Raw genomic sequence first — 22,615 nt, forward strand, 5'->3', positions numbered from 1 at the left:
GTCACTTACAGTATAGTCCTTTTGGGCTTTTTATTGTCGTTGAAAATCAACTAGCACCACGAGTATGTTTAATATTTTTATTTACTGTTGAAATATTTTTAGTATTATCCGTATCATTCATCTTGTCAGAATCTAAAAATATCCCAAAAGGAAGACCAAACTGATCCACAGTTCTCATAGTAATCCAAGATTTCAAATTATCACAGCCTCCAGTAGGTACCAATGCAATATTTGCCTCTTGGAAGGTTTTATCTATTTCTCCATTTTCTTTCAAAACTTTACATAAGTGATTAAAGAAAATTATATCTGTCTTACCCTCTATTAAAATCAATGCTTTTGTTTCATTTGAAATTGGATCAGGTAAAACACCTAAGGTTTCTGTAATTTTCTGTAAAACCTTATCACTTCCATGACTAGCAGTGGGCAGTAGTCCACCAAGAGCTGGAGTATGAGTTGTTAAAATTATTTGAGTATTTTCCTTAGATGCTAACTCTAAAAAAGCTTCTATAAGTAATTTCTGGTGTGATGGGTGCTGAGATGTCTCTGGTTCTTCAAAAGCATAGATTATGCTCTTATTCCTTTCTGCTGCTGACAATTTTCTTTCTGCTTCTGCTCGAAAGAAATTTAGGAGAATTAAACGACGGACTCCACTCCCTCTTTTATTGATAGATATATCATCATCAGATTTTATTGATAATTTAAAAAGCGAATCAAACTTAGGTTCTGATTTAAACTCTGGAACTAATGAAGCAGCTAACTCCTCATCCATTTCTTGTAACTTAGCCAACGTACGTCCTGCTGTCTCAATTGCCTTTTGTTGAACTTCACTCTTTATTTTATTAATCTCAGCTTGCAGCTCTTGTAATGCTTGAGATACTGCAACTGACATAGGATCCGCAATCTCCTTATCAGAATCCGAACTACTCCTGTCCGATTGAAATAAGGCATAAATTGGCAAAAATGTCTCTATTACACCATATACTTTTTTAGCATCCTCTTTAGTAACCTCTAGTTCAACTTCTTTGGTTGTTAGATTTGCCTTAGAGCTCCAAATCGCTTTTCGAATAGAAACATTACTTCTTTTATCATAGCTATCTTCATCTATCTTTAAACTACTTGCACGCTTTTTTAAATCAGTCTGCTTTAGCGACAACAAATCATTAAAGCCATCATCTATGGGATGATTACAAATAATCTTAACTGCAGGTTTTGGTTTTGCTGACGAACATTTAAAGATTTTTTTAATCTCCAAATCACCATTAGAGTTTAAAAGCTTTTCTTCTTCCAAACTAGTTTTAGAAGACGCATCTACTATTATCTCATTGGGTAGTTCATCAAAGACACATGTTATGTAAATAGAGTCTTCAGTCACTCCAACAGATAAATCATCCCTTTCACAAACCACTAATTTATTATTGAAAAAAATTTCTAATGCTTCTAAAATTGTTGATTTCCCTGCATCATTCTTACCTATAAAAGCCGTTAAATCATCAAAGTTAACAATTGTTTCCGCTTTATAACCACGAAAGTTTTTTAATTTTAATTGCTTAAGTCTCATAATCCATCCCTTCCCCAAACTCTCTCACACTATTCGGCTCATTACTAAACACCGTGACGTGTCCCATTTTGCGGTTGTGTTTGGCTTCTACTTTACCATAGAGGTGGAGGTGAGCGCTAGGATTTTCTGCGACGTAGTGCTCAGCTTTTTCGACATGCTGGCCGAGGACATTGAGCATGACAGCTGGGGCGTGGAGGCGGATTTGAGGAAGGGGTGCGCCGAGCACGCCTAGGATATGGGTGTCAAACTGCGAAAAATCACAGGCTTCGATAGAGTAGTGTCCCGAGTTGTGAGGGCGCGGCGCGATTTCGTTGACGATGATGTCATCTGCTGTCGCAAACATTTCCACGCAGAGGGTGCCTGAGAGGTTGAGTTTCTCGGCAATTCTCACTGCCATGGCCTTGGCCTCTTCAGCTAGTTGGTCAAAAATGCGGGCTGGGACAATGGTTTTTGAGAGGATATTGTTGCGGTGGATATTTTCCTGCACTGGGAAAACCGTCACGTCCTTGCCATTGCCCGACACAATGACCGAGATTTCAAGGTCAAAGTCCACAAACTCTTCTAAGACACACTCAGCCGAGTTTGCTAATTGCCTAGCGGCAGCTAAATCGTCGCTGGTTTTGATGACGACTTGACCGTGACCGTCGTAACCGCCTGTGGCCGTTTTCAAGACGTAAGTCTTGCTCAAATCCAAATCCTCCAAGTCCAGACTGGAAGTCACGACCTTGTAAGGAGCGACCGTCACGCCGGCCTTGTTGGCGAGGAAATCCTTTTCAAAAATGCGGTTTTGCGAAATGCGCAGCAGGTCAGTCCCCTGCGGCAGCTGACCGTCCTTGATGACCGCGTCCAGTCCGTCAGCATCGACATTCTCAAACTCATAGGTCAGCACATCGCAGCACGCAGCCAATTGGCGCAAAGCGTCCACGTCGTCGTAAGGCGCCACAATCATGTCAGATACGCGTGAAGCGGGACAGTCCGCCGTCGGATCCAGCGTCACCACCTTGTGACCCATATAAACCGCCGCGATAGCCATCATCTGACCCAGCTGGCCGCCGCCGATAATGCCAATGGTTTTAGTCGAGTTCATCTGTTGAGGCCTCCGCAACTTTTCCTTGTTCCTCTGCGAAATGGGCTAGCGCTGCTGCCAAGTCTTGGTCTTCAATTGAGAGAATGCGCAGAGCAGTCAGGGTAGCGTTGGTAGCTCCCGCTTCCCCAATGGCCATAGTTGCCACAGGCACGCCGCCCGGCATTTGCACGATGGAGTAAAGTGAGTCAAGACCTGAGAGAGCACGCGATTTGATAGGCACACCGATAACGGGCAGCGTTGTTTTGGCTGCTACCATCCCCGGTAAGTGCGCTGCACCGCCAGCACCGGCAATAATGACCTTGATGCCGCGGTCACGTGCTTCCTCTGCATGTTTGAACATAAGGTCAGGTGTGCGGTGGGCAGAAACAACTTTTTTCTCATAAGCCACACCGAACTTGTCTAAAACTTCTGCTGTTTTTTGCATGGTGCTCCAATCGGATTTGGAGCCCATGATAATGGAAATAATTGGTTTCACGATTTTCTCCTTTTTCAAGCCCGCCGCTGTGTGGTATTTAGGGAAGTTTGTAGACCTTTGGGCTACAAACTTAGTCAGGGAGATTTCTAAGATGTGTTGCTAGCTTTTCCTCGACTTTTAAGAAAAGACGAAAAGAAAGGTGCAGCAACACACGTAAGAAAGCTCACGACGACCTCACAGCCTAAGGCGGGCTTGGTTTCATAGCGACCTGCGGTCGCTTATTGCTGTCGCTGTTAGTCTTTTATGGCCTTGCTTCCGATGTCATGTCGGTAAAAGAGGCCTGCTGTTTCTTGTTGGGCAAGTTTCTTATAGATTTTGTCCTGCGCAGCTGTGACGGTATCGGCTGTGGTGACTAGCATGTAGACACGGCCGCCATTTGACAGCAGCGCTTTGCTATTTTCCGCAAACTTAGCCCCTGCATAGTAGGTGATAATGTCGCCGTCGGTCTTTTCTGGTAAAGCCACGCCTTTTTCGTAGGCCAGCGGATAGCCATCTGAAGCGACCACCACACCGAGGGTCACACCCGCGTCTAGCCAAGTGATGCCAGGCTCCTTACCAGCCAAAATATCCGTGATGTTCTGCGCGAAGTCAGAAGTCAGGCGCGGTAAAATAATCTGAGTCTCGGGATCGCCAAAGCGGGAGTTGAACTCGATAACCTTAGGACCATCAGCCGTCAGGATAAGCCCCGCGTAAAGCACGCCCAGATAAGGACGGCCTTCCTTAATCATACCTTCAAGCACCGGCTTGACGATACTGTCAATTGACTGGTCAATCACGCTTTGAGGCAGGTGAGGCACCGGTGCATAAGCCCCCATACCGCCTGTATTTGGCCCCTTGTCACCGTCATAGGCACGCTTGTGATCCTGCGCCGCAGGCATGATATAGAACTTGTCGCCATTGACAAAGGCAAAGAGGGAGAACTCCTCACCGTCCAGAAATTCCTCGATAACCACACGCGCACCGGAGTCCCCGAACTTATTGTCCAGCAGCATCTCATGCGCTGCTTCGACCGCCTGCTCCACGGTTTCTGCCACGACCACGCCCTTGCCCAGCGCCAAGCCGTCCGCCTTGACCACGATAGGAGCGCCCTGCTTTTCGATATAAGCCTTTGCTTCCTCGAAGTCGGAAAATGTGCCATAGGCTGCGGTCGGAACGCCGTATTTGACCATGATTTCCTTAGCAAAATCCTTGGACCACTCCAGCTCCGCTGCTAACTTAGTCGGACCAAAAGCCTTAAGCCCCGCCTGATGAAAGTCATCCACAATCCCAGCCGCCAAGGCATCATCAGGACCGATAAAGGTCCAAGCAATGTCATTTTCTTTGGCAAAGTCAATCAGTTTAGAACGTTCGGAAATTCCGATATCAGCCAAATCCAGTCCATCAAGCGTCATACCATCATTTCCAGGAGCCACAAAGACCTGCTCCACCTGCGAAGACTCCAACAACTTCTTAGCGATCGCATGCTCACGACCGCCAGAACCAACAACCAAAAGTTTCATAGCTAAGATACCTCACCTTTAAGCAATAACAAGAGAGCCTCAACCCCCCCTTATTGATGAACGTAAAACACAAGTGGCATTTTACGAATTATATAGGAATATTATAACATATTTGTTCGGGAGTTTCACAATCTTAGACAAAAGAAAAGCCAGACGAGCAATATTCATCTGACTTTTACTTATTGAAGAATTCCCTTACCTACGCACGCATAAGTTATAGGGCGATGAACTTAATCAGTCTTACACATTTCTGTCATTATATCACGAAGGATAAAACAAAGTCGAGCGATACCTTCAAATAATTTTTTGAATTCTTTCAAAAATGGTTATCAATTTAGTGAGCTCTAGATTTTTTCTATAGTAGTTCTTGTTACGATAACATCTTTCTAAAAATTTATCTAAATCTTTTCTTTATACTTTAAAACAGATTCTGAACAATAAGCCTTTGATAAAGTGCACAAAGATAACAAGTCATTTACCTTCTTATATTTTTTGAATTTAGATACATCTGTCTGTTTCGCTAAAGTCGTTACACTTGCATTGACATTTTTTAATTTATTATTTTCTTCGAAAACATTGATAATAAATACACTGTTATGAGCACAAGTATTTCCAACATAACGTGCATTATCACCTAATTCTACTGCTTTTTTTAATGACTTTGATTTATTTTTATATTTAGAATAATAAAACTTAACAAATTTTATTAAACAACCATAATCCATATGTTCCAACAAAGCCCAATGAGGATCGTCACTTTTCTCTTTTCATACATATCATGTTGATAACGAAATTGTTTGAATTTTTTCTTTGTTAAATCGTAATACCTTTTGTATTCTTTAGATTTTTGAAATTTCTTTATAATACTATAACCATCTTCTTTAGGATTATTATTTATTAACCTTGAGAGCTCTGTTTTTATAAAATGTTCCGTATTAATCGAAATGGATAATAGCAAATTTCTAATTTGCATATCTATGGAAGCTAAATCTTTTAGATATTCAAAATCTAAGTTGACATACTTGCCATCTCTCTTTTTAAAATTCTTTCGAAAAGCTGCAATTTATAATAATAATTAGTATTATCAACAAAGGTAATCGCTTAACCTTTAGAAATATTACTAAAGGTCACTCCTTTTGCTTCCAAATGATTAATTAATTCAACATTATTAACTTCTTCTGTCTAGACATACTTTCTAATTGCTTACTATATTATTTTTCTTTATTATACCAAAAAAGCAAGCCTCTCGGCTCACTTCTTATATTTTATTTTCTCAAAACAACTTCCCAGTCACTGGTAAAACCCAAATGATGTAGATGAATATTGGATTGGTGTTTATCAAATAAGGCTCTTAAACGCGGAATAAAATGTTATTCCATTTGTCGCCATCAATATATAGTTGTTTAAGGGCGTATAATTGTGCCATGAGGCGGTTTTTTATTTTGATATTTTCAGTCATAAAAGGCGGAAGCTGACCAGGAATTTTTGTGAAACTTCTGTAATATAGTCTGCCATAATGCGCACAATAATTTCTGAGGACGACTGCAACTTCAAGGTAGGTACGAACTTGAGCTGTCTTTATGTTTAAGTCTTTAGCGATAAGACTTTGAAGGTCATTTGAACTATCGGCATAAAACTTAGAAGTCATAGCAAATGAGAAAAATTCAACTAAAACCTAGAGAAGAAATTCACCATTGTATTTGGATTGATGATGTTTATAAACAGGATCCTTTCTTCGATAGTTCAGTTCTTTTTCAAGATTGTCCATAAACTCGTCGTGCTTATGAAGCTTGTTAAAGTTCTCGTTATCTTTATAAGCCAAGACGCCATACTGTTCAGAATGATGGTAGGCAACTTGCGTTCTAAAATATAACTCAATGTCTTCAATATACGCCATTAATAGTAGCCTGAGTTCTGAGTCAAACTGATAAATGCTGTAAACCTTTTCTAAAGATATTTTGCTACTGTCATATTTTTGGGCCTCTTCATCTCTGAAAGGTAGAAAATAAGCAGTTAGCCGATAATAGTTGATACGTTTCAGGATATTAATAGCATATTCCTTAGAGATGATTTCTTCGCACCCGTGCTCAACTAGTTTAGCTACCTGCTCTTCAAAAGTCTTAAATTCTTTGATTTCCATTTAATCACTCATATAAAAAATGTCCACCTTGTCACATCAGGGAGAGGTGGGCGGTCCTATTAATTTTATTGTATTAAAAGTATTTGAAAAAAAAACAACCCTCCCCCACTCACTTCTTGTCAATAGCTTTTCTATGCCCACCTTGACAGCTGCAATGATTGGTTTCTCATCTCCAATAGAGCACACATTGACCAACGCAGTAGCGCCATCAGTTCCTGAAATTTCCACCAAACGTTTTGGCTTACTTTTCTATTCGTGTAAAAAATGGGTTAACACACCCAGTATAGAAAAAACTCCCTAAGTGCTGAACAAAAAAGACAGAGCAAAAAAGTTGTTAGGCTCATCTGAAACTGAAAGCTATAAAAGTCTTTGACTATTGCTATGGAGGCTTCTATGCTTGATACTGGGCAAAAACAAGACACCCAACCTCTGAGTCCCTTACCCGTTAGATTTTGTATCCAACTTTTTGGGGCAGTTCACTCTCTGGCTGGGTGTTTTTTACTAATTAATTATAAGCAATAACTTAGTTAAATGACACGTGAACGTGATCATAATGGTTAGCGGTAGCATCGCCACGATCTGGCATTGGATTCCATTGGTTAGCCGGTCCATAGATGTTATCAGTTGGAGCGTAGAATTGTTGCTCCCAGATAACGTATGAGATACCGTATTCACCGCTTGTTGCTTTGGCGGCTGCATCGGCAGCTACTTGGTCGCCGAGGTCTGAACCTTGAGGAACCATGACATCAACCGCCTTACCTGAACCATGGTCACCGCTGTCACCTTCACGGACAGTACCGATGTCAGTAACACCGTATTGGTTAGCAATATCTGTTGCATAAGCGGCTGCATTTGGTTGCAATCCATCTGTATTAACGTCTGCACCTGCTCCTGTTGCTTGAACTTCAGCTGGTGCTGGATTTTGCTCAGCTACTTGTTCTTCGGTAACTGGTGCTTCTGATTGAGCAGTTAGGTCAGAAACCGTTGTTTCGGCTTCGCTTGTTTCAGTTTCAGAAGCCGGAGCTACTTCGGCGGTTGAAGCTTGCTCTGCCACCGCTGTTGCATCAACTTGCGCGTTAGCATCAGCTGCAGTATCAACTGCTGGTGCTGAAGCTACTTCAGAAGTTGCCGGCGCTTCAACAGCTGTTTCAGATGTTTGTGCTTGTTCAGATGGTGCTACTTCTGGCTGTGCAACGGCAGCTTCCGAACTTGCTGCTGGGACTTCGCTTGAGGCAGGTGCTTCGATGTCATCCAAAGAAGTTGTTGTATCACCAACAGTGACTTCATTAGTTGAAAAATCAACAGAAGCTGATTGATCAGTGTTAGCACCTTCAATCGTAAGGCCTGTAGCATTATGTTGAGCATCATAAGTGGCAGTGATCACTGTATCTGGGAAAATCACATTGATGTCAGCGATTTGATTGACCTTGGCCAAAACATTAACATCAATAGACATGGCTTCTGCGATTGTTCCGAGGGTATCACCGTATTTTACAGTATATGTTGAATTATTATCTTGATTTACTAAATCAGTTTGTACTTCTTCAACTGAACGAGCTGCCCAGTTTCCTACTTGTTCCTCAGCTTGTGCTTGTGCATTAAATGATGCAAAAACGGATAAAGCGAGGGTTGAGGCTAATAGCATCTTTTTATTAAATTTCATAATATGTTATAGTCCCTTTCATTTTCAAGATAGTAACTATCCTATCATAAATTTTTGCAAAGTCACCCCCAGATGCTTGCTTTAAAGAAAATAACTTATTGTTGTAATGTGTTGTCTTATTTGTAATATATCACTAGTTTTTGATATTGCACAAAAACCTATCATAATCACTTTACACCGCTATATAAAAGAAGGAAGAATAAGCTTAAAAAAGAGTGGCACAAAAATCGCAATTTCGATTTTGTGGTCCCACTTTCTGCACAGTTGATTAACTTGGCCGCTATCACTTGTTTAGTAAGGGATAGCAGCCAATCAATCCTTTCGTTAATCTGCTAAAGCTAGAGCAAAACGAAAAAGGCAGGACTTTTGTCCCAGCCTCTTTTAGGATAACTATCAACAAATAATCAGTGGCGGAAATGTCTCACTCCAGTAAATACCATAGTGAGGCCGTATTGGTCAGCCATGTCGATGGATTCTTGGTCTCGTACGGATCCCCCTGGTTGGACGATGGCCTGGATGCCTGCTTTAGCGATTTCTTCAACGTTATCTGCAAAAGGGAAGAAGGCATCACTGGCAAGAACCGCACCATCAAGGCGATCTTTAGCTTGGTCAATGGCGATGCGAACAGAAGCCACACGGTTGGTCTGACCAGGACCGACGCCAAGTGTCATATGATCGTTGGTCACAATGATACCATTTGATTTTACGTACTTAATGGCCTTCCAAGCAAACTCAAGAGCGGTCGCTTCCTGCTCGCTAGGTTGGCGTTTAGTGACAACTTTCCAGTCAGCTGGGATTTCTTTAATAACATCTTGATCTTGCACAAGGAGACCGCCGACAACACCGGTGTATTCCTTTTCAGTTTCGCTGGCTGCTTGAGCAGTAAAGGGCAGTTCAAGGATACGTAAGTTTTTCTTTTTGGTTGTGAGAATAGCTAACGCTTCATCTGTATAGCTTGGTGCGATGATGATTTCAAGGAAGATAGCATGCATCTTTTCAGCTGTCACTGCATCAACTTGACGGTTGAGAACAACGATACCGCCGAAGATAGAAACAGGGTCGGCTTCATAGGCATAGTCCCAAGCAGTCTCAATGTCGTCAGCCTGACCGATACCGCATGGATTCATGTGCTTGAGCGCTACAACAGTTGGACGATCTTTGAAATCACGGATAATACGAATAGCGGCATCAGCGTCACGGATATTGTTGAAGGACAAGTCTTTACCATTAAGCTGTTTTGCAGAGGCGATAGAGTAGTCTGTTGGCAAAGCTTTTTGATAGAAATCTGCATCCTGCTGCGGGTTTTCACCATAGCGCATGGGCTGCTTAAGGTCGTAAGTCAGTGTCAGTTTTTCAGGTTTGGTTTCACCGACTTGAGTTGTGAAATACTCAGCAATCAAAGCATCATAGGCTGCAGTGTGGCGGTAAACTTTTGCTGCTAAGCGTTGGCGCATTTCAAATGTCGTCTGCCCTACGTCAGCCAATTCTTCCAAAACGGCTGCATAATCTGCTGGATCAACCACAACGGTCACGCTAGCATGGTTTTTAGCTGCCGAACGCAGCATGGAAGGTCCGCCAATGTCAATGTTTTCAACCGCATCAGCGTAAGTCACATCTGGCTTTAAGATTGTTTCTTTGAATGGGTAAAGGTTAACCACAACCAAATCAATTGGAGCAATATCATGCTCTTTCATGGCATTGACATGGTTGTCAAGGTCACGGCGAGCCAGAAGACCGCCATGAATCTTGGGATGAAGGGTCTTGACACGTCCATCCATCATTTCTGGAAAACCGGTCACATCATCAATCGCGATAGTATCAACTCCTGCTTTATCAAGGGCAACCTTGGTTCCGCCGGTTGAAATGATGTCCCAACCGAGATTTTTGAGTTCTTGGGCAAATTCAATAATGCCTGCTTTATCTGAGACACTGATTAGTGCACGTTTTGTCATTTTTTCTCCTTTGTTAAAATGAATTTTCGATTATCTTTTTTTTCATAAATATCCTACTACCATTCAACTTCATAAGCAATATAGTCATATGAAAATTCATAGCCTAATTTTTTAGCTAAATCTAATGAATCTTTAGTGTGAGCATCCCAACTAGGGTAACGATTTTGCTTTAAACACTCTAGAATAAGTTGAGCTGCTACAGCTTTTGCTAATCCTTTTTGTCTAAAATCTGAGTGGGTATCAACTTCAATTTCAATGCCATCTTTGTATGTTGAGTAGGATGAGGCACCAGACACAATCTGATTCTCACAAACAATAACATAACCCAATCCCAACCTCAAAAATTCTTCAATATCCTTGTAGTTAGCAACTAAATCTTGTGACCACTCTGGCTGAAGACATTGTTCATAGAGATTTCTATCAATTGGCTTGATTTTAAAAACTTCAGATAAATTTAAAATATAACTTTTCAATTGTTCACTATCAAAGACCGTATCTTTCTTTGTTGCGTAACGAGTAAAAGGGTGAGCAATATCAGCATACGATTCTTCAATCAGTTGTATCCAATTCCTATCCTTAGGAACCAAAATGATATTTTCACCACGACAAACCTCTATTAAAGAAATTGTTGGTTGTCCAGCTAGAAAACCAAATGAAGAACATCTGCCAATTTTGGCAAGAGCAGACCTTGGATTTTCCACATCATCGACTAACACTTCTCCCATTACACCTTGTAAACAAGACCATATAAGTGTTTCTTCCCAATCCTTAAAAAGATTAACAAGCTGTGTTCCCATTACTTTCTCTCCACTCCCAATCCAGTCAATACTTGCGGATAGAGGATATACTCTGCCTCATGAATGCGAGCTTCAAAGCTTTCAATGGTGTCATCAGCCAGACGAGGCACACGAACTTGTTTAATTACTTTTCCTGTGTCAACGCCGCTGTCCACCCAGTGAATAGTGACACCACTCTCAGCTACGCCAGCTTCCCAGGCATCTTGGATGCCATGAGCTCCCGGAAATTCAGGAAGGTAAGCTGGATGAATATTGATGATGCGGCCCTCATAAGCCTCTAACAAGATCGGTCCGACAATTTTCATATAGCCTGCCAGACAAACCAAATCAATCTGGTACTCCTCCAAGAGGTCAACGATAGCCTGCTCATAGGCCGCCTTATTGTCAAATTCCTTGAGCTCAAAAGCGTAGCTTTTAATACTCAGATTTTTAGCGCGCTCCAGCACATAGGCATCACGGTGATCAGAGAAAACAAATGCAACTGGGAAGTGCTCGGCGATTACTTGAAAATTTGTACCAGACCCACTGGCAAATACAGCAATCTTTTTACTCATTATTTTATCACCACACTTGCGTCGACCTTCTTCACAATACGTCCAAGTTCATAAACAGGCTCGTCAATAACTTCCTTGACACGCTCAACCTTATCTGGACTGACAGCCAGCATGAGACCGATCCCCATGTTGAAGATTTCAAACATTTCCTCGTGCTTCAGCTCGCCGTATTTTTCAAGGGCTTTGAAGATCGGCAGAATCGGAACCTTGTCTTCTTCAATTTCAGCAGCCAAATCATCTGCAAACATACGCGGCACATTTTCGATAAAGCCGCCACCTGTGATGTGGGCGATACCATTGACCAATTCTTCCTTAATCAATGGCAGAGCTGCTTTGACATAAATACGTGTCGGTTCAAGCAGAACATCTTTTAGTTTTTTGCCTTCCAACTCTGGCAGTTCTTCTTCACCAGTATAATCTGCAAAGACACGGCGAACAAGTGAATAGCCGTTTGAATGGATACCGCTGGAAGCAAGTCCAAGGAGGATATCGCCCTCCTTGACTTTGGAACCATCGATGATTTGGCTTTTTTCAGCCACACCGACCGCAAAACCGGCCAAATCGTAATCATCTTCGCCATACATACCAGGCATTTCAGCGGTTTCACCACCGATAAGACCAGCACCAGCCTGCACACAACCTTCGGCTACCCCAGCAATGACCTGCTCTAATTTAGCGGGTTTATTTTTACCAGTTGCTACATAGTCGAGGAAGTAAAGGGGCTCAGCGCCAGCTGCAATGATGTCATTGACACACATAGCTACGCAGTCCTGACCGATAGTATCATGCTTATCGTATTTGATGGCCAACATAAGTTTGGTTCCTACGCCATCAGTTCCTGAAATGAGGATTGGTTCTTTGACACCGATTTGAGACAGATCAAACGTTCCGCCAAAACCACCGAGAGCTCCCATAACACCGGCACGCTCCGTACGTGCGACGTGTTTTTTAATGCGCTCAACAACTTCGTAACCAGCTTCAACATCTACACCCGATTGGGCATAAGCATTTTTAGACATAATATAAGATACCAAGAACGCCGAAGAAAGCAACCGAATTTAGCCTCACCACTGAGAAATCCTAATTTTAGTAAGAGCGGTCTAAATTCCAAGCTTTTTTCTATCTGGGTTCAATTCCTTTCTTTATTTGAAAATAACAAGTGCTAAACTTAACCTAATCAAGGCTATCTGCCTTAATAAAAACTCGTCTTTTCCTTTAAACTTTGTAGATAGCGCTCTTCGTAATCGTAGAGCGGTGTTGGGTAATCGCCATCAAAATAAGCAACGCAGAGACCGCCATTAGGGGCATCTGTATCAAGACCGATGGAATCAATTAGCCCATCAATGGACAGGTAGGTCAAGGTATTGGCGCCGATGATTTCACAGGTTTCTTGGACCGTATGATTGGCAGCAATTAGCTCTTTACGTGTTTGAATGTCAATCCCATAGAAACATGGATAAGCAAGAGCAGGACTGCCAATAGCAACATGAACCTCAGTAGCACCAGCTTCTCTCAAGAGCTGAACAATTCGCCGTGAAGTCGTTCCGCGAACAATTGAGTCGTCAACCATCACCACACGTTTTCCCTTAACCACACCTGAGACGGCAGAGAGCTTCATGCGGACACCTTGATCGCGCAGTTCTTGTGTCGGTTGGATAAAGGTGCGTTGAGTATATTGATTCTTGATGAGGCCCATTTCATTGGGCAAACCTGACTCTTCGGCGAAGCCCATGGCTGCTGAGAGAGAGGAGTTGGGCACACCGACAACGATATCGGCTTCGTAAGGAAACTCCTGCGCCAAGCGCTTGCCCATCTTTTTACGGGCGTTGTGAACATTGACACCTGCAATGATTGAATCAGGACGAGCAAAATAGATATACTCCATTGAACAAATAGCCAATTGGGTATCTGTGGTATAGTGGTCGTACTGAACACCATTATCATCAATAATGACGATTTCGCCCGGCTTAACATCACGAATCCACTTGGCACCGATAACTTCAAAGGCGCAGGTTTCCGAGGAGACAACTAGGGCACCGTTGGACATTTGACCTATAGATAATGGACGAAAACCATTAGGATCCAGAGCAGCAATTAACTTATCCTCCATCATAAGTAAGTAAGCAAAGCCACCCTTTACCGTTGCCAGAGCTTCTTTGACCTTATCCATAAAGTCTGCTTTTTGGCTATGACGAATCAAATGCGCTAAAATTTCCGTATCTGAGGTTGATGAGAAAATGGCCCCCTTATCTTCCAGTTCACGGCGCAGGGAGACTGCATTGGTCAAATTACCATTGTGAGCTAGACCGAACTGCATGTCGTGAAATTTAAAGTGGAAGGGTTGGATATTATCAATATAAGCTTCACCTGCTGTTGCATAGCGAACATGCCCAATAGCCGCTTTGCCTGTCAATTTCTCTAGATTATTAGGATTTTTAAAAACTTCGGAAACAAGGCCAGTATCACGGTGACGGTAGAGCTTTCCTTGATTATTAGAAAGAATGCCAGCTCCTTCTTGACCGCGATGTTGCAAACTGTGCAGTCCAAAGTAGGTCACCTGAGCTGCCTGAGAATGTCCCCAAATACCAAAGAGACCACATTCTTCGTTGAGAGATTTTACTTCGTATGTCATTATTAATTCCTTTTGGGGAGTGAGATTGAACTTCTGTTGTATACAACTCCTCCGATTTATTCTTATTAGAGGGGGTGTTTTATTTTTATTCCCCTGTAAAGTAGCGCACCGCACTTTCAAATAGATGTTGATCTTTATTTCCTGGGATGTTTTTGAAAAGACCATTTTCATAGCGTTCTGAGTGTCCCATTTTACCAATGATCTGCCCATTCTCGCTGGTAATGCCTTCGATAGCATGGCTAGAACCGTTAGGATTGTAACGACTGTCCATACTTGGTTGACCTTCAAAATCAACGTATTGACTCCAGATTTGACCATTGTCGCGAAGCGCTACGAATTCCTCTGCCGTTACGACAAATTTCCCTTCACCGTGGGATACTGGAATAGCATGAATATCACCGACTTCAACCCCAGCCAACCATGGAGAGTTTGTGTTAGCGATACGAGTTTCAACCATTTTAGCAACGTGCTGGTTGGCATCATTGTAAAAGAGGGTTGGACTGGTCTCGCTAACCTCTTCAAAATTACCATAAGGTAGGAGACCTGATTTGACCAGAGCTTGGAAACCATTACAGATGCCGATAATAAGACCGCCACGTTCAATAAAGTTATCGATCGCCGTTCTTACTTTTTCATTGAGCAAAATATTGACGATAAACTTGGCTGAGCCATCTGGTTCATCAGCAGCTGAGAAACCGCCAGAAAAGAAGATGATATTGGCTTCTTCAATATTAGCCACCATAGCGTCAACTGAATTAGCGATAGCAGTCTCATTCAAGGTTACAAACGGTACCACCTTGACTTTAGCGCCTTCTTTTTCAAAGGCCTTGGCTGAATCGTATTCTGAGTTGGTTCCCGGAAAGACTGGGATGTAAACCAGAGGTTGATCAATCGTTTCTTTGGCTCGTTTAGTCATCTCTTTAGTAAGAGCTGGAACTTCTTGCCTTTCTTTGACTTGATCAAATTCTGTTGGGTAGACCTCTTCTAATTTGCCTTCAAAGGCCTTGAGCAAGGTTGCACCAGATAGGTTAACACCATTGATAGTAAGATTAAAGCCAGCTACCGTTTGCCCGATTTTAACTAGGTTAGGAATTTCTTCTTGTGAGGTAAAAATGAAGCCCCCGAGCTGGGCGGTCAAGCTATTTTCAAGCTCAGAGAGTTCTACAACAGCACCAATGCGGTTACCGAAGCTAGCAAGAGCCAGACTTTCAAGAACTCCCCCATACTTAACTGCTGAAGCAGAGATGATTGTATGATTGTCTTGAATAGACTTAAACTTAGCAAAGTTAGCCTTGATCAGATCAAAATCAATATCTTCTGAAATGGGTTGACCCGGAAGATAGTAAATATTTTCACCGGCAGTTTTAAATTCTGGCGAGAGCACTCTGCGACTATCTGCCGTTGTTACCCCAAAAGCAACCAACGTCGGCGGTACTGTCAATTCTTCAAAGGTACCAGACATGGAATCCTTACCACCAATCGATGGCAGACCCAATTGAATCTGAGCTTCAATGGAACCAAGTAAAGCCGAAACAGGTTGACCAAAGCGATCAGCTTGTTTATCCATACGTTGGAAGTATTCTTGGTAAGAAAAACGAGCTTGAGACCAGTTGGCCCCTGTTGCTACCAAGCGAGCTGTCGCCTCAATCACAGCATAAGCCGCTCCATGATAAGGCGACCATTCAGCAATATGAGGATTATAGCCCTGAGCTATGACAGATGCTGTTGTCGTTACACCATTTTGAACTGGTAACTTTTGAACAGAAGCTTCAGTAGGAGTCACTTGGTAACGACCACCGATCGGATGATTGATAGTTGAACGGCCAACTGAGGAGTCAAAAAGGGTTTGAAGGCCTTTTTGGCTGGTGTGATTAAGGTCAGACAAGACCTTGATGGTATCTGCTTTAAGTGTCGCAGCTGATGTTGTACGAACTTCTGGAAGTTTGATATCTTTATCAACGACCTTAGCATCTACAACCACACGAACCCCATTGGTGTCTAAGAAAGAGCGGTCAATATCTACAATAGTCTGACCAGTCCATGTCATGACAAGACTCGGTTTCTCAGTTACTGTCGCAACAACTAAGGCATCAATATTTTCTTTGTGACATTCTGCAATAAATTGGGTAGCATCCTGAGGAGCGACCACCACAGACATCCGTTCTTGAGATTCTGAAATAGCAATCTCAGTCCCGTTTAAGCCTTGGTATTTGAGTGGGATCTTGTCAAGATCAATTTCAAGTCCGTCAGCTAATTCACCAATGGCGACACAGACACCGCCAGCGCCAAAATCATTGGATTTTTTAATTAGTCGCGTCACCTCACCTTTTCGGAAGAGGCGCTGAATCTTGCGTTCCTCGATAGCATTTCCTTTTTGGACTTCTGCCCCGGCTGTCTCCACCGATTCAACAGTTTGAACTTTGGATGAACCCGTCGCACCGCCTACGCCGTCACGGCCTGTTTTCCCGCCCAAAAGAATAACCAAATCACCTGCCTCTGGTTTTTCACGGATGACATTTTCTTTTGGAGCCGCACCTACAACCGCACCAAGTTCCATACGTTTGGCAACAAAACCGGGATGGAAATATTCTTTGACATAGGTAGTTGCCAGTCCAATCTGGTTGCCATAGGAAGAATAACCGTGCGCTGCTGTTTTGGAAATGACCTGCTGAGGCAATTTACCAGCACGTGTTTCTGCGATGGGTTTGGTAATATCTCCAGCTCCCGAGATACGCATAGCCTGATAAACATAGGAACGACCTGATAAGGGATCTCGGATAGCTCCGCCAATACAGGTAGCGGCCCCACCAAATGGCTCAATTTCTGTTGGATGATTATGAGTCTCGTTTTTAAACATGAGGAGCCAAGGTTCTTTAACACCATTGACATCCACCTCAATCTCTATCGAGCAGGCATTGATTTCATCCGACACTTCCATATCATCCAATCGCCCATTAACCCGTTCGTAGCGGCCAAATATGGTCGCCATATCCATAAGAGTTTGGGGCTTTTCAGAGCGCCCCAATTCCTTACGCATGGCAATATATTTGTCGTATGTTGCTTGTAATTGTTTCTCAAATTTAGACGCTGAGAAATCAATGTTTTTCAACTCTGTTTCAAAAGTCGTATGACGGCAATGATCTGACCAGTAAGTATCCAATACTTTTAGTTCGGTCTCTGTCGGTACACGTCCTAATGACTTGAAATAATCTTGAATAAAGAGAAGGTCGTCCACCTCCATGGCTAGCCCTTGCTCAGCCTTGTAACTAGCAAAGTCTTCAGCCGTATAGGTTTTAAAGAAATCCAAATCAGGAATAACCTTATCAGATTCTGAAAACTCTTGACGAGTGATGCCGCTAGTAATATCTTTAAAGCGGGAATCCACTGGATTAAGTAGATAGTTCTTGACTGCAGTCAATTCATCAGCAGCAATATCCTTGTTTACAAGATAAAGTTGGGCGGTATTAACAGCAACATTATGAGAGCTTCCCAATAAAAGCAAGGCTTCTTGGGCAGAGGCTGCACGTTGGTCAAATTGTCCCGGCAGGCTCTCGATGGCAAAGAAGGCATAATCTTCAAGTTCCGCCTCAAGGACAGTTTTATCCAGAAGCTTATCAGTAACCTGTTCAGAAAAAATATGCTTCTCGGCACGCGCAAACAGGTTTTCTGCTAAATTAAAGACATCATAAACCTGCACAATACGCAGATTAGACAAGGTTTTAAGCTGTAAGTTATGCGTCAACCCTTGAGCCAACGACTGCGATTTCACTTGAAAATCTGCTTTTTTCTCAACGAAAATACGTTTATCCATAATTAAGATACCAAGTCCAATAAGGAAGCGACTTTAAAGTAGGGGACCGTCTGAAAATCCTGGTTTCAGAAATGGGCTGTCTTTTTAACAAGCTTCCCGGAAGGGTTCAATTCCTTTCTTTATTATAAGATTATAAGCGGATATGAAAGTTAATTATCAGTTAAAAGTGATAATTGGGAGTACTGTGTTTTTTCGATCTTTCTTATTCCAGATCTTTCAATTTTTCCAAAACAAGCTCATAAATACTAATTAAATCACCAAGATCACGACGAAAAACATCCTTGTCCATGTGATTGCCTTCGTCATCCCAGAGACGACAATTATCAGGAGAAAATTCATCTGCTAAAATAATTTTGCCATCCTTATCAAAACCAAACTCCAATTTGAAATCAATGAGTTGAAGATCAATTTGGCTAAACCAGTTCTTTAACAGCTCATTGATCCGGCGTGTCTCTGCCTTGAGAAAAGTAATCTGTTCATCATCGGCAATTTTCAGAAATTTAACATGTTCATCATTGATAAAAGGATCATCCAAGTCATCATTTTTATAGTAAAATTCGACGATAGGTTGTTCAAGCCTAATTCCTTCTTCAACACCAAAGCGCTTAGAAAAAGAACCTGCCGTCACATTACGAAGGACAACCTCCAAAGGGATAATCGTCACCTTCCTATTTAGCTGTTCTATTTCTGATAGTTGTTTAACAAAATGAGTCGCTATACCTGCTGCATTTAACTTTTGAAAAATTAAAGACGAAATTTGATTGTTCAGCACTCCCTTGCCTTCAATGGTTTCCTTGCGAGCTCCATTGAGCATGGTTGCTTGGTCTTTATAAACCGAAACAATTAAATCTTCGTCTTCTGTGTCATAAATATCTTTGGCTTTACCTGTATAAATCAGTTGTCTTTTCACTAAAATGTTCGCCTTTCATTTCACTTTAGCTAAATTTTAACATAGAAAAAATAGTTTATCAAGATTTTACAGACTATACATCCTTTTAAAATATCATCGTTCGTGTTTTCTTGTCTTTAAAAGAAAACTACCCAAAATAAGGATTTTCTTCTATTATATACACACCATACACCAAATATACACCAAAAGCGAAGACCCAGAGTCTTCGCTTTGCTAATTCTATTATCAATGTAAGCCCATAAGTCCTAATCGTACTAAGTGCGCTCGATAATTTGGTTTATCACTAACTTTTTGACCCGCATCAATTTTAACAATGCGACTGGCATGATAAGAAATACTGCCACGGTGAGCTACAAAAACCATGGTACGATCAAGCTGTGCTAGATTTTCAATCACCTTGCCCTCAGTGTCACTATCTAAACCACTAGTAGCTTCATCAAAGACAAGAATAGGCTGTTTGGTTAAAAGAGCACGTGCAATCGCTAAGCGTTGCTTCTGTCCACCAGATAAACCGCCATCTTCGGAAATTTGTGTCTCAAAACCAAGAGGCATGGCCTTAATATCATCTAAGATTTCAGCAGTTTCACAAGCCTTAATCAACTCTTGCTCGTCAGCTTGGGCTTCAGTCCCAAGTAAAAGATTATCTAAAATGGTTCCGGTAAAAATATAGGATTGTTGTGGAACATAGGTCACCAATTGACGTAACTGTGGATAACTCACAGCTTGATCGTCTATATAGACTTGGCCATCATTCACTTTATAATATCCCGCTAAAATCTTAGCGAGAGTGGTTTTTCCAGAACCACTTTTACCCATCAAGGCAATTTTTTCCCCTCGCTTAACCGACAGATCAATACCACGTAAAGTTTCTTGCTGATAACTAAAACGATGACTAACACCTGTTAAGCGTAATGCTTGGAAATGCGTTTGATCTTGTTGATCTTTTTCTTCCTTATCTACAACATATACTTCCTGCAGACGATTATTAGCCACCTTGGCTTGCTGCAGTTTCTCCTGTAAATTGATAATATTGGTCAGAGGCGTTGTGAAATAGTTGAGCAGCATATTATAGGTAATCAGCTGACCAACCGACAGTTCCCCCTGCATAACTAAATGAGCTCCATACCAAAGAATTAAGATATTAAACACTAATTGGACAATCATCTTAAGGCTGGTTTGAATAGCTTCCCATTTGCTTCTCTTGAGAGATTTATTTAAATAATCGTCAAATTTACCTTCAATAGTAGCATAGCGCCGTTCTTCAACACGCAGAGACTTCAGAGTTTCTATTCCTCGTAAATCATCAATAATAACCGTGTTGACTTGGCTGTTGGATTCCATCACTTGATAATTTTGCTGCTCAAAAAGTTTTAAGAAAGTGAGAATAACCAAACCATATAGAGGAACAGCAACCAAGGTCAAGCTGAATAACTTAGGACTCTGAACAAACAGTGTCACCGCTAAAGTAATCACAATGGTCAGGTCCAAAAAGAGTGTGAGAATGGTTGAAGCCAGGGCATCAATAATCGTACTAGCATCACCAAAGCGTGAGGTTATCTCTCCGGTCCGCCGAGAGGTAAAGAAGGTCATCGGCAAGGACAAGACATGTTTGATATAAGGGAGGATAACTTGAGCAGATAGATAATTACTTAGCCTATTTAATAGGTAGGTCTGGAAAAAATATAAAACCTGTTGCCCCAAATAGGCAAAGCATAACCCCAGAGACACTAAACTCAATATGGAATACAGGGCCCTTGGAATCAGTGTATCTAACATAGCTTGTAGGTAGTAAGAACCGACAATATTGATGACGGTTACCATAAAACTCAAAGCAATGATGAGAGCAATCAAACCCTTCTTTTTCAGTAAATGGGGAACAAAAGAGAGCAGCCCCTTCATTTTTTCCTGATGAATTTCATAGGTCTCACTCGGTTCAAAAAAGAGGGCGACACCTGTCCATTCTTTTTCAAACGCATCGCGGGTTAGCTTGATGAGCTTCTGACTAGGATCGGGATCTCCAATAATAATCCTTCCATCTTTTTGCCCAAATACTGTGTAGTAATGTTGCAGGCTCTTATCTTTAACAACGTGAACAATAAAGGGATAACTTAAATGATCATCATCAAAAAGTCCCATATCAGCACGAATGGCCCTGGTTCTCAGCCCGAGACTCTGTGCTGCCCTAACTAAGCCCAGAGCTGAGGTTCCCTCACGAGAAGTCTGAGCTAATTCTCGCAAATGGGCCAAGCTGTAGCTAGAACCGTAATTTTTTAAAATCATGGCCAAGGCAGCCACACCACAGTCACGCTCATCCACCTGAGGAATATAGGGATAGTTTCTCAAGATAACCCCTTTCTTTTTAGAATAATTTGTTATTGCTATAGCTTAGTGCTTAGCGAATAAACATACCTAGAAACAATACTAATGTTAGAATATTTAATAATTTTCTCACTATTCTTCACTCCTTTCATTATTTTATGTATCTCTATGATACCTATTTAAAGCATAAAAAAATAGTGACATCTCTGTCACTACTAAAGACCATCTTCAGATTTTTCCTGTTGTAAGCCCTCAGACAAAGCCGGATCTCCTAGTATACTCGCTAATGAAATGGCTTGTTCATAAAGTTCTTCAGCTTTTTCTCGATCTGATTCAGCATGAAGGTAGTACTTGGCTTCAATCATTAGAATACTTGGTTTATAAGTAGGCTGTTGAATTGTATTAATTAATAGATGAACTTGCTTTATAATAGGTAGCATTCCCTTATAATCATCATGCAACATGCGAACCCCAATAAGATCCATGAGGGTGGAGAGCAATTCAATATTAATCAATTCATCCGTAGTTGCTTCCTGCTTTAAGAGCCGTCTTTCAATCTTAGCGAAAAGTTTCTGGTCGTAGTATTTTTGCCTTTGGATACTGACCAGATAATAACCCAAAACCAATAAATCATTAAGATTTAAAGCCTTTTTCTTTTGCGCCTGCTCAAAAGCATCCTCAAACATTTCTTCAACATGAGGTATTTTACCTGTCTGAGTCCATTCTAAGAGATTTTCTGAAAGATCCAAAAAGAGTAACTCTTCCTCTGGCAGCACCGAAAAATATTTCTCATAAGCTTCTTCTATCAGCTCTTGCTTTTGTTCTACGCGATCTTTTTCGCCATAAGTTGGAAATTTTATCAAGCGACTCTTCATTCTGAAATAATCTTCTGGAATATCGATGCTATCTGCTTCCAGTAAATCTGCAACCTTAACATTGAGATTTCTAGCAATGTAGTCTAATTTATCCAGAGAAGGAATCGATTCCCCTTTTTCAATACGTAGGAGCTGCCGAACCGTCAGATTAGCTCCGTTACGGCACAAATTTTCCCGTGAGAGACTTTGCTTTTCCCGTTCTGTACGAATACGTTTACCTAGACCTTCACTGGTAATCACGACTATCTCCTTCAATTTTATTATCTATATATTACTACTCGTGGTGCTAGTTGATTTTCAACGACAATAAAAAGCCCAAAAGGACTATACTGTAAGTGACAAA

16 protein-coding genes and 1 pseudogene are annotated in these 22,615 nt (G+C 41.6%); all 17 read right to left on the reverse strand.

Features of this window, described 5'->3' with window-relative positions; all coding sequences use genetic code 11:
• Window positions 1–46: 46 nt before the first annotated feature.
• Window positions 47–1,558, reverse strand: coding sequence for an AAA family ATPase (locus ACFOSE_RS09535; protein WP_380432776.1), 1,512 nt, complete (start codon window positions 1,556–1,558; stop codon window positions 47–49).
• Window positions 1,548–2,645, reverse strand: coding sequence for a 5-(carboxyamino)imidazole ribonucleotide synthase (gene purK, locus ACFOSE_RS09540; protein WP_380432778.1), 1,098 nt, complete (start codon window positions 2,643–2,645; stop codon window positions 1,548–1,550). The genes ACFOSE_RS09535 and purK overlap by 11 nt, the downstream gene beginning before the upstream one ends.
• Complete coding sequence (gene purE, locus ACFOSE_RS09545; RefSeq protein WP_380432780.1) at window positions 2,632–3,120, reverse strand: 5-(carboxyamino)imidazole ribonucleotide mutase; 489 nt, start codon at window positions 3,118–3,120, stop codon at window positions 2,632–2,634. The genes purK and purE overlap by 14 nt, the downstream gene beginning before the upstream one ends.
• Before the next feature lie 233 nt (window positions 3,121–3,353).
• Window positions 3,354–4,619 (reverse strand): phosphoribosylamine--glycine ligase, encoded by a 1,266-nt coding sequence (purD, locus tag ACFOSE_RS09550; RefSeq protein WP_380432782.1) that lies wholly within the window; start codon window positions 4,617–4,619, stop codon window positions 3,354–3,356.
• A gap of 398 nt (window positions 4,620–5,017) precedes the next feature.
• Complete coding sequence (locus tag ACFOSE_RS09555) at window positions 5,018–5,344, reverse strand: hypothetical protein (RefSeq protein WP_380432784.1); 327 nt, start codon at window positions 5,342–5,344, stop codon at window positions 5,018–5,020.
• Window positions 5,326–5,682, reverse strand: coding sequence for an Abi family protein (locus ACFOSE_RS09560; RefSeq protein ID WP_380432804.1), 357 nt, complete (start codon window positions 5,680–5,682; stop codon window positions 5,326–5,328). Before ACFOSE_RS09560 ends, ACFOSE_RS09555 begins: the two co-directional genes overlap by 19 nt.
• A gap of 202 nt (window positions 5,683–5,884) precedes the next feature.
• Window positions 5,885–6,759 (reverse strand): annotated as a pseudogene (locus ACFOSE_RS09565) (Abi family protein).
• 523 nt (window positions 6,760–7,282) lie between these two features.
• Window positions 7,283–8,422, reverse strand: coding sequence for a LysM peptidoglycan-binding domain-containing protein (locus ACFOSE_RS09570; protein ID WP_380432785.1), 1,140 nt, complete (start codon window positions 8,420–8,422; stop codon window positions 7,283–7,285).
• Window positions 8,423–8,826: 404 nt separating this feature from the next.
• Window positions 8,827–10,374, reverse strand: coding sequence for a bifunctional phosphoribosylaminoimidazolecarboxamide formyltransferase/IMP cyclohydrolase (gene purH, locus ACFOSE_RS09575; protein WP_380432787.1), 1,548 nt, complete (start codon window positions 10,372–10,374; stop codon window positions 8,827–8,829).
• Window positions 10,375–10,430: 56 nt separating this feature from the next.
• The gene (locus ACFOSE_RS09580; protein WP_380432789.1) at window positions 10,431–11,171 is read right to left on the reverse strand and encodes a GNAT family N-acetyltransferase; all 741 of its coding nucleotides are present in this window, start codon (window positions 11,169–11,171) and stop codon (window positions 10,431–10,433) included.
• Complete coding sequence (purN, locus tag ACFOSE_RS09585) at window positions 11,171–11,725, reverse strand: phosphoribosylglycinamide formyltransferase (RefSeq protein ID WP_380432791.1); 555 nt, start codon at window positions 11,723–11,725, stop codon at window positions 11,171–11,173. Before purN ends, ACFOSE_RS09580 begins: the two co-directional genes overlap by 1 nt.
• Window positions 11,725–12,744, reverse strand: a complete 1,020-nt coding sequence (gene purM / locus ACFOSE_RS09590; protein WP_380432793.1) for a phosphoribosylformylglycinamidine cyclo-ligase — start codon at window positions 12,742–12,744, stop codon at window positions 11,725–11,727. The genes purN and purM overlap by 1 nt, the downstream gene beginning before the upstream one ends.
• A 173-nt stretch (window positions 12,745–12,917) precedes the next feature.
• Window positions 12,918–14,357: an amidophosphoribosyltransferase gene (gene purF, locus ACFOSE_RS09595; protein ID WP_380432794.1), complete on the reverse strand. Its 1,440-nt coding sequence runs from the start codon at window positions 14,355–14,357 to the stop codon at window positions 12,918–12,920.
• 85 nt (window positions 14,358–14,442) lie between these two features.
• Entirely contained in the window at window positions 14,443–18,168 is a 3,726-nt protein-coding gene (locus tag ACFOSE_RS09600; protein ID WP_380432796.1) for a phosphoribosylformylglycinamidine synthase, read from the reverse strand.
• A gap of 202 nt (window positions 18,169–18,370) precedes the next feature.
• The gene (gene purC, locus ACFOSE_RS09605) at window positions 18,371–19,078 is read right to left on the reverse strand and encodes a phosphoribosylaminoimidazolesuccinocarboxamide synthase (protein WP_380432798.1); all 708 of its coding nucleotides are present in this window, start codon (window positions 19,076–19,078) and stop codon (window positions 18,371–18,373) included.
• 225 nt (window positions 19,079–19,303) lie between these two features.
• Window positions 19,304–21,421 carry a peptide cleavage/export ABC transporter gene (locus tag ACFOSE_RS09610; protein WP_380432800.1) on the reverse strand — a complete coding sequence of 706 codons (2,118 nt, stop codon included), beginning with the start codon at window positions 21,419–21,421 and terminating at the stop codon, window positions 19,304–19,306.
• Between the two features lie 191 nt (window positions 21,422–21,612).
• Window positions 21,613–22,512 carry a helix-turn-helix domain-containing protein gene (locus ACFOSE_RS09615; protein ID WP_380432802.1) on the reverse strand — a complete coding sequence of 300 codons (900 nt, stop codon included), beginning with the start codon at window positions 22,510–22,512 and terminating at the stop codon, window positions 21,613–21,615.
• Between the last annotated feature and the right edge of the window lie 103 nt (window positions 22,513–22,615).

The organism is Streptococcus dentapri (assembly GCF_042649885.1).
Lineage (GTDB): Bacteria > Bacillota > Bacilli > Lactobacillales > Streptococcaceae > Streptococcus > Streptococcus dentapri.

Excerpts from the sequence above, each read along its gene's own strand:
- ACFOSE_RS09600 (WP_380432796.1), bottom strand. The coding sequence starts at position 18,168 with ATGGATAAACGTATTTTCGTTGAGAAAAAAGCAGATTTTCAAGTGAAA.
- purK (WP_380432778.1), bottom strand. The coding sequence starts at position 2,645 with ATGAACTCGACTAAAACCATTGGCATTATCGGCGGCGGCCAGCTGGGT.
- purN (WP_380432791.1), bottom strand. The coding sequence starts at position 11,725 with ATGAGTAAAAAGATTGCTGTATTTGCCAGTGGGTCTGGTACAAATTTT.
- purD (WP_380432782.1), bottom strand. The coding sequence starts at position 4,619 with ATGAAACTTTTGGTTGTTGGTTCTGGCGGTCGTGAGCATGCGATCGCT.
- purF (WP_380432794.1), bottom strand. The coding sequence starts at position 14,357 with ATGACATACGAAGTAAAATCTCTCAACGAAGAATGTGGTCTCTTTGGT.
- ACFOSE_RS09555 (WP_380432784.1), bottom strand. The coding sequence starts at position 5,344 with ATGGATTATGGTTGTTTAATAAAATTTGTTAAGTTTTATTATTCTAAA.
- ACFOSE_RS09580 (WP_380432789.1), bottom strand. The coding sequence starts at position 11,171 with ATGGGAACACAGCTTGTTAATCTTTTTAAGGATTGGGAAGAAACACTT.
- ACFOSE_RS09570 (WP_380432785.1), bottom strand. The coding sequence starts at position 8,422 with ATGAAATTTAATAAAAAGATGCTATTAGCCTCAACCCTCGCTTTATCC.
- purM (WP_380432793.1), bottom strand. The coding sequence starts at position 12,744 with ATGTCTAAAAATGCTTATGCCCAATCGGGTGTAGATGTTGAAGCTGGT.
- purH (WP_380432787.1), bottom strand. The coding sequence starts at position 10,374 with ATGACAAAACGTGCACTAATCAGTGTCTCAGATAAAGCAGGCATTATT.
- ACFOSE_RS09535 (WP_380432776.1), bottom strand. The coding sequence starts at position 1,558 with ATGAGACTTAAGCAATTAAAATTAAAAAACTTTCGTGGTTATAAAGCG.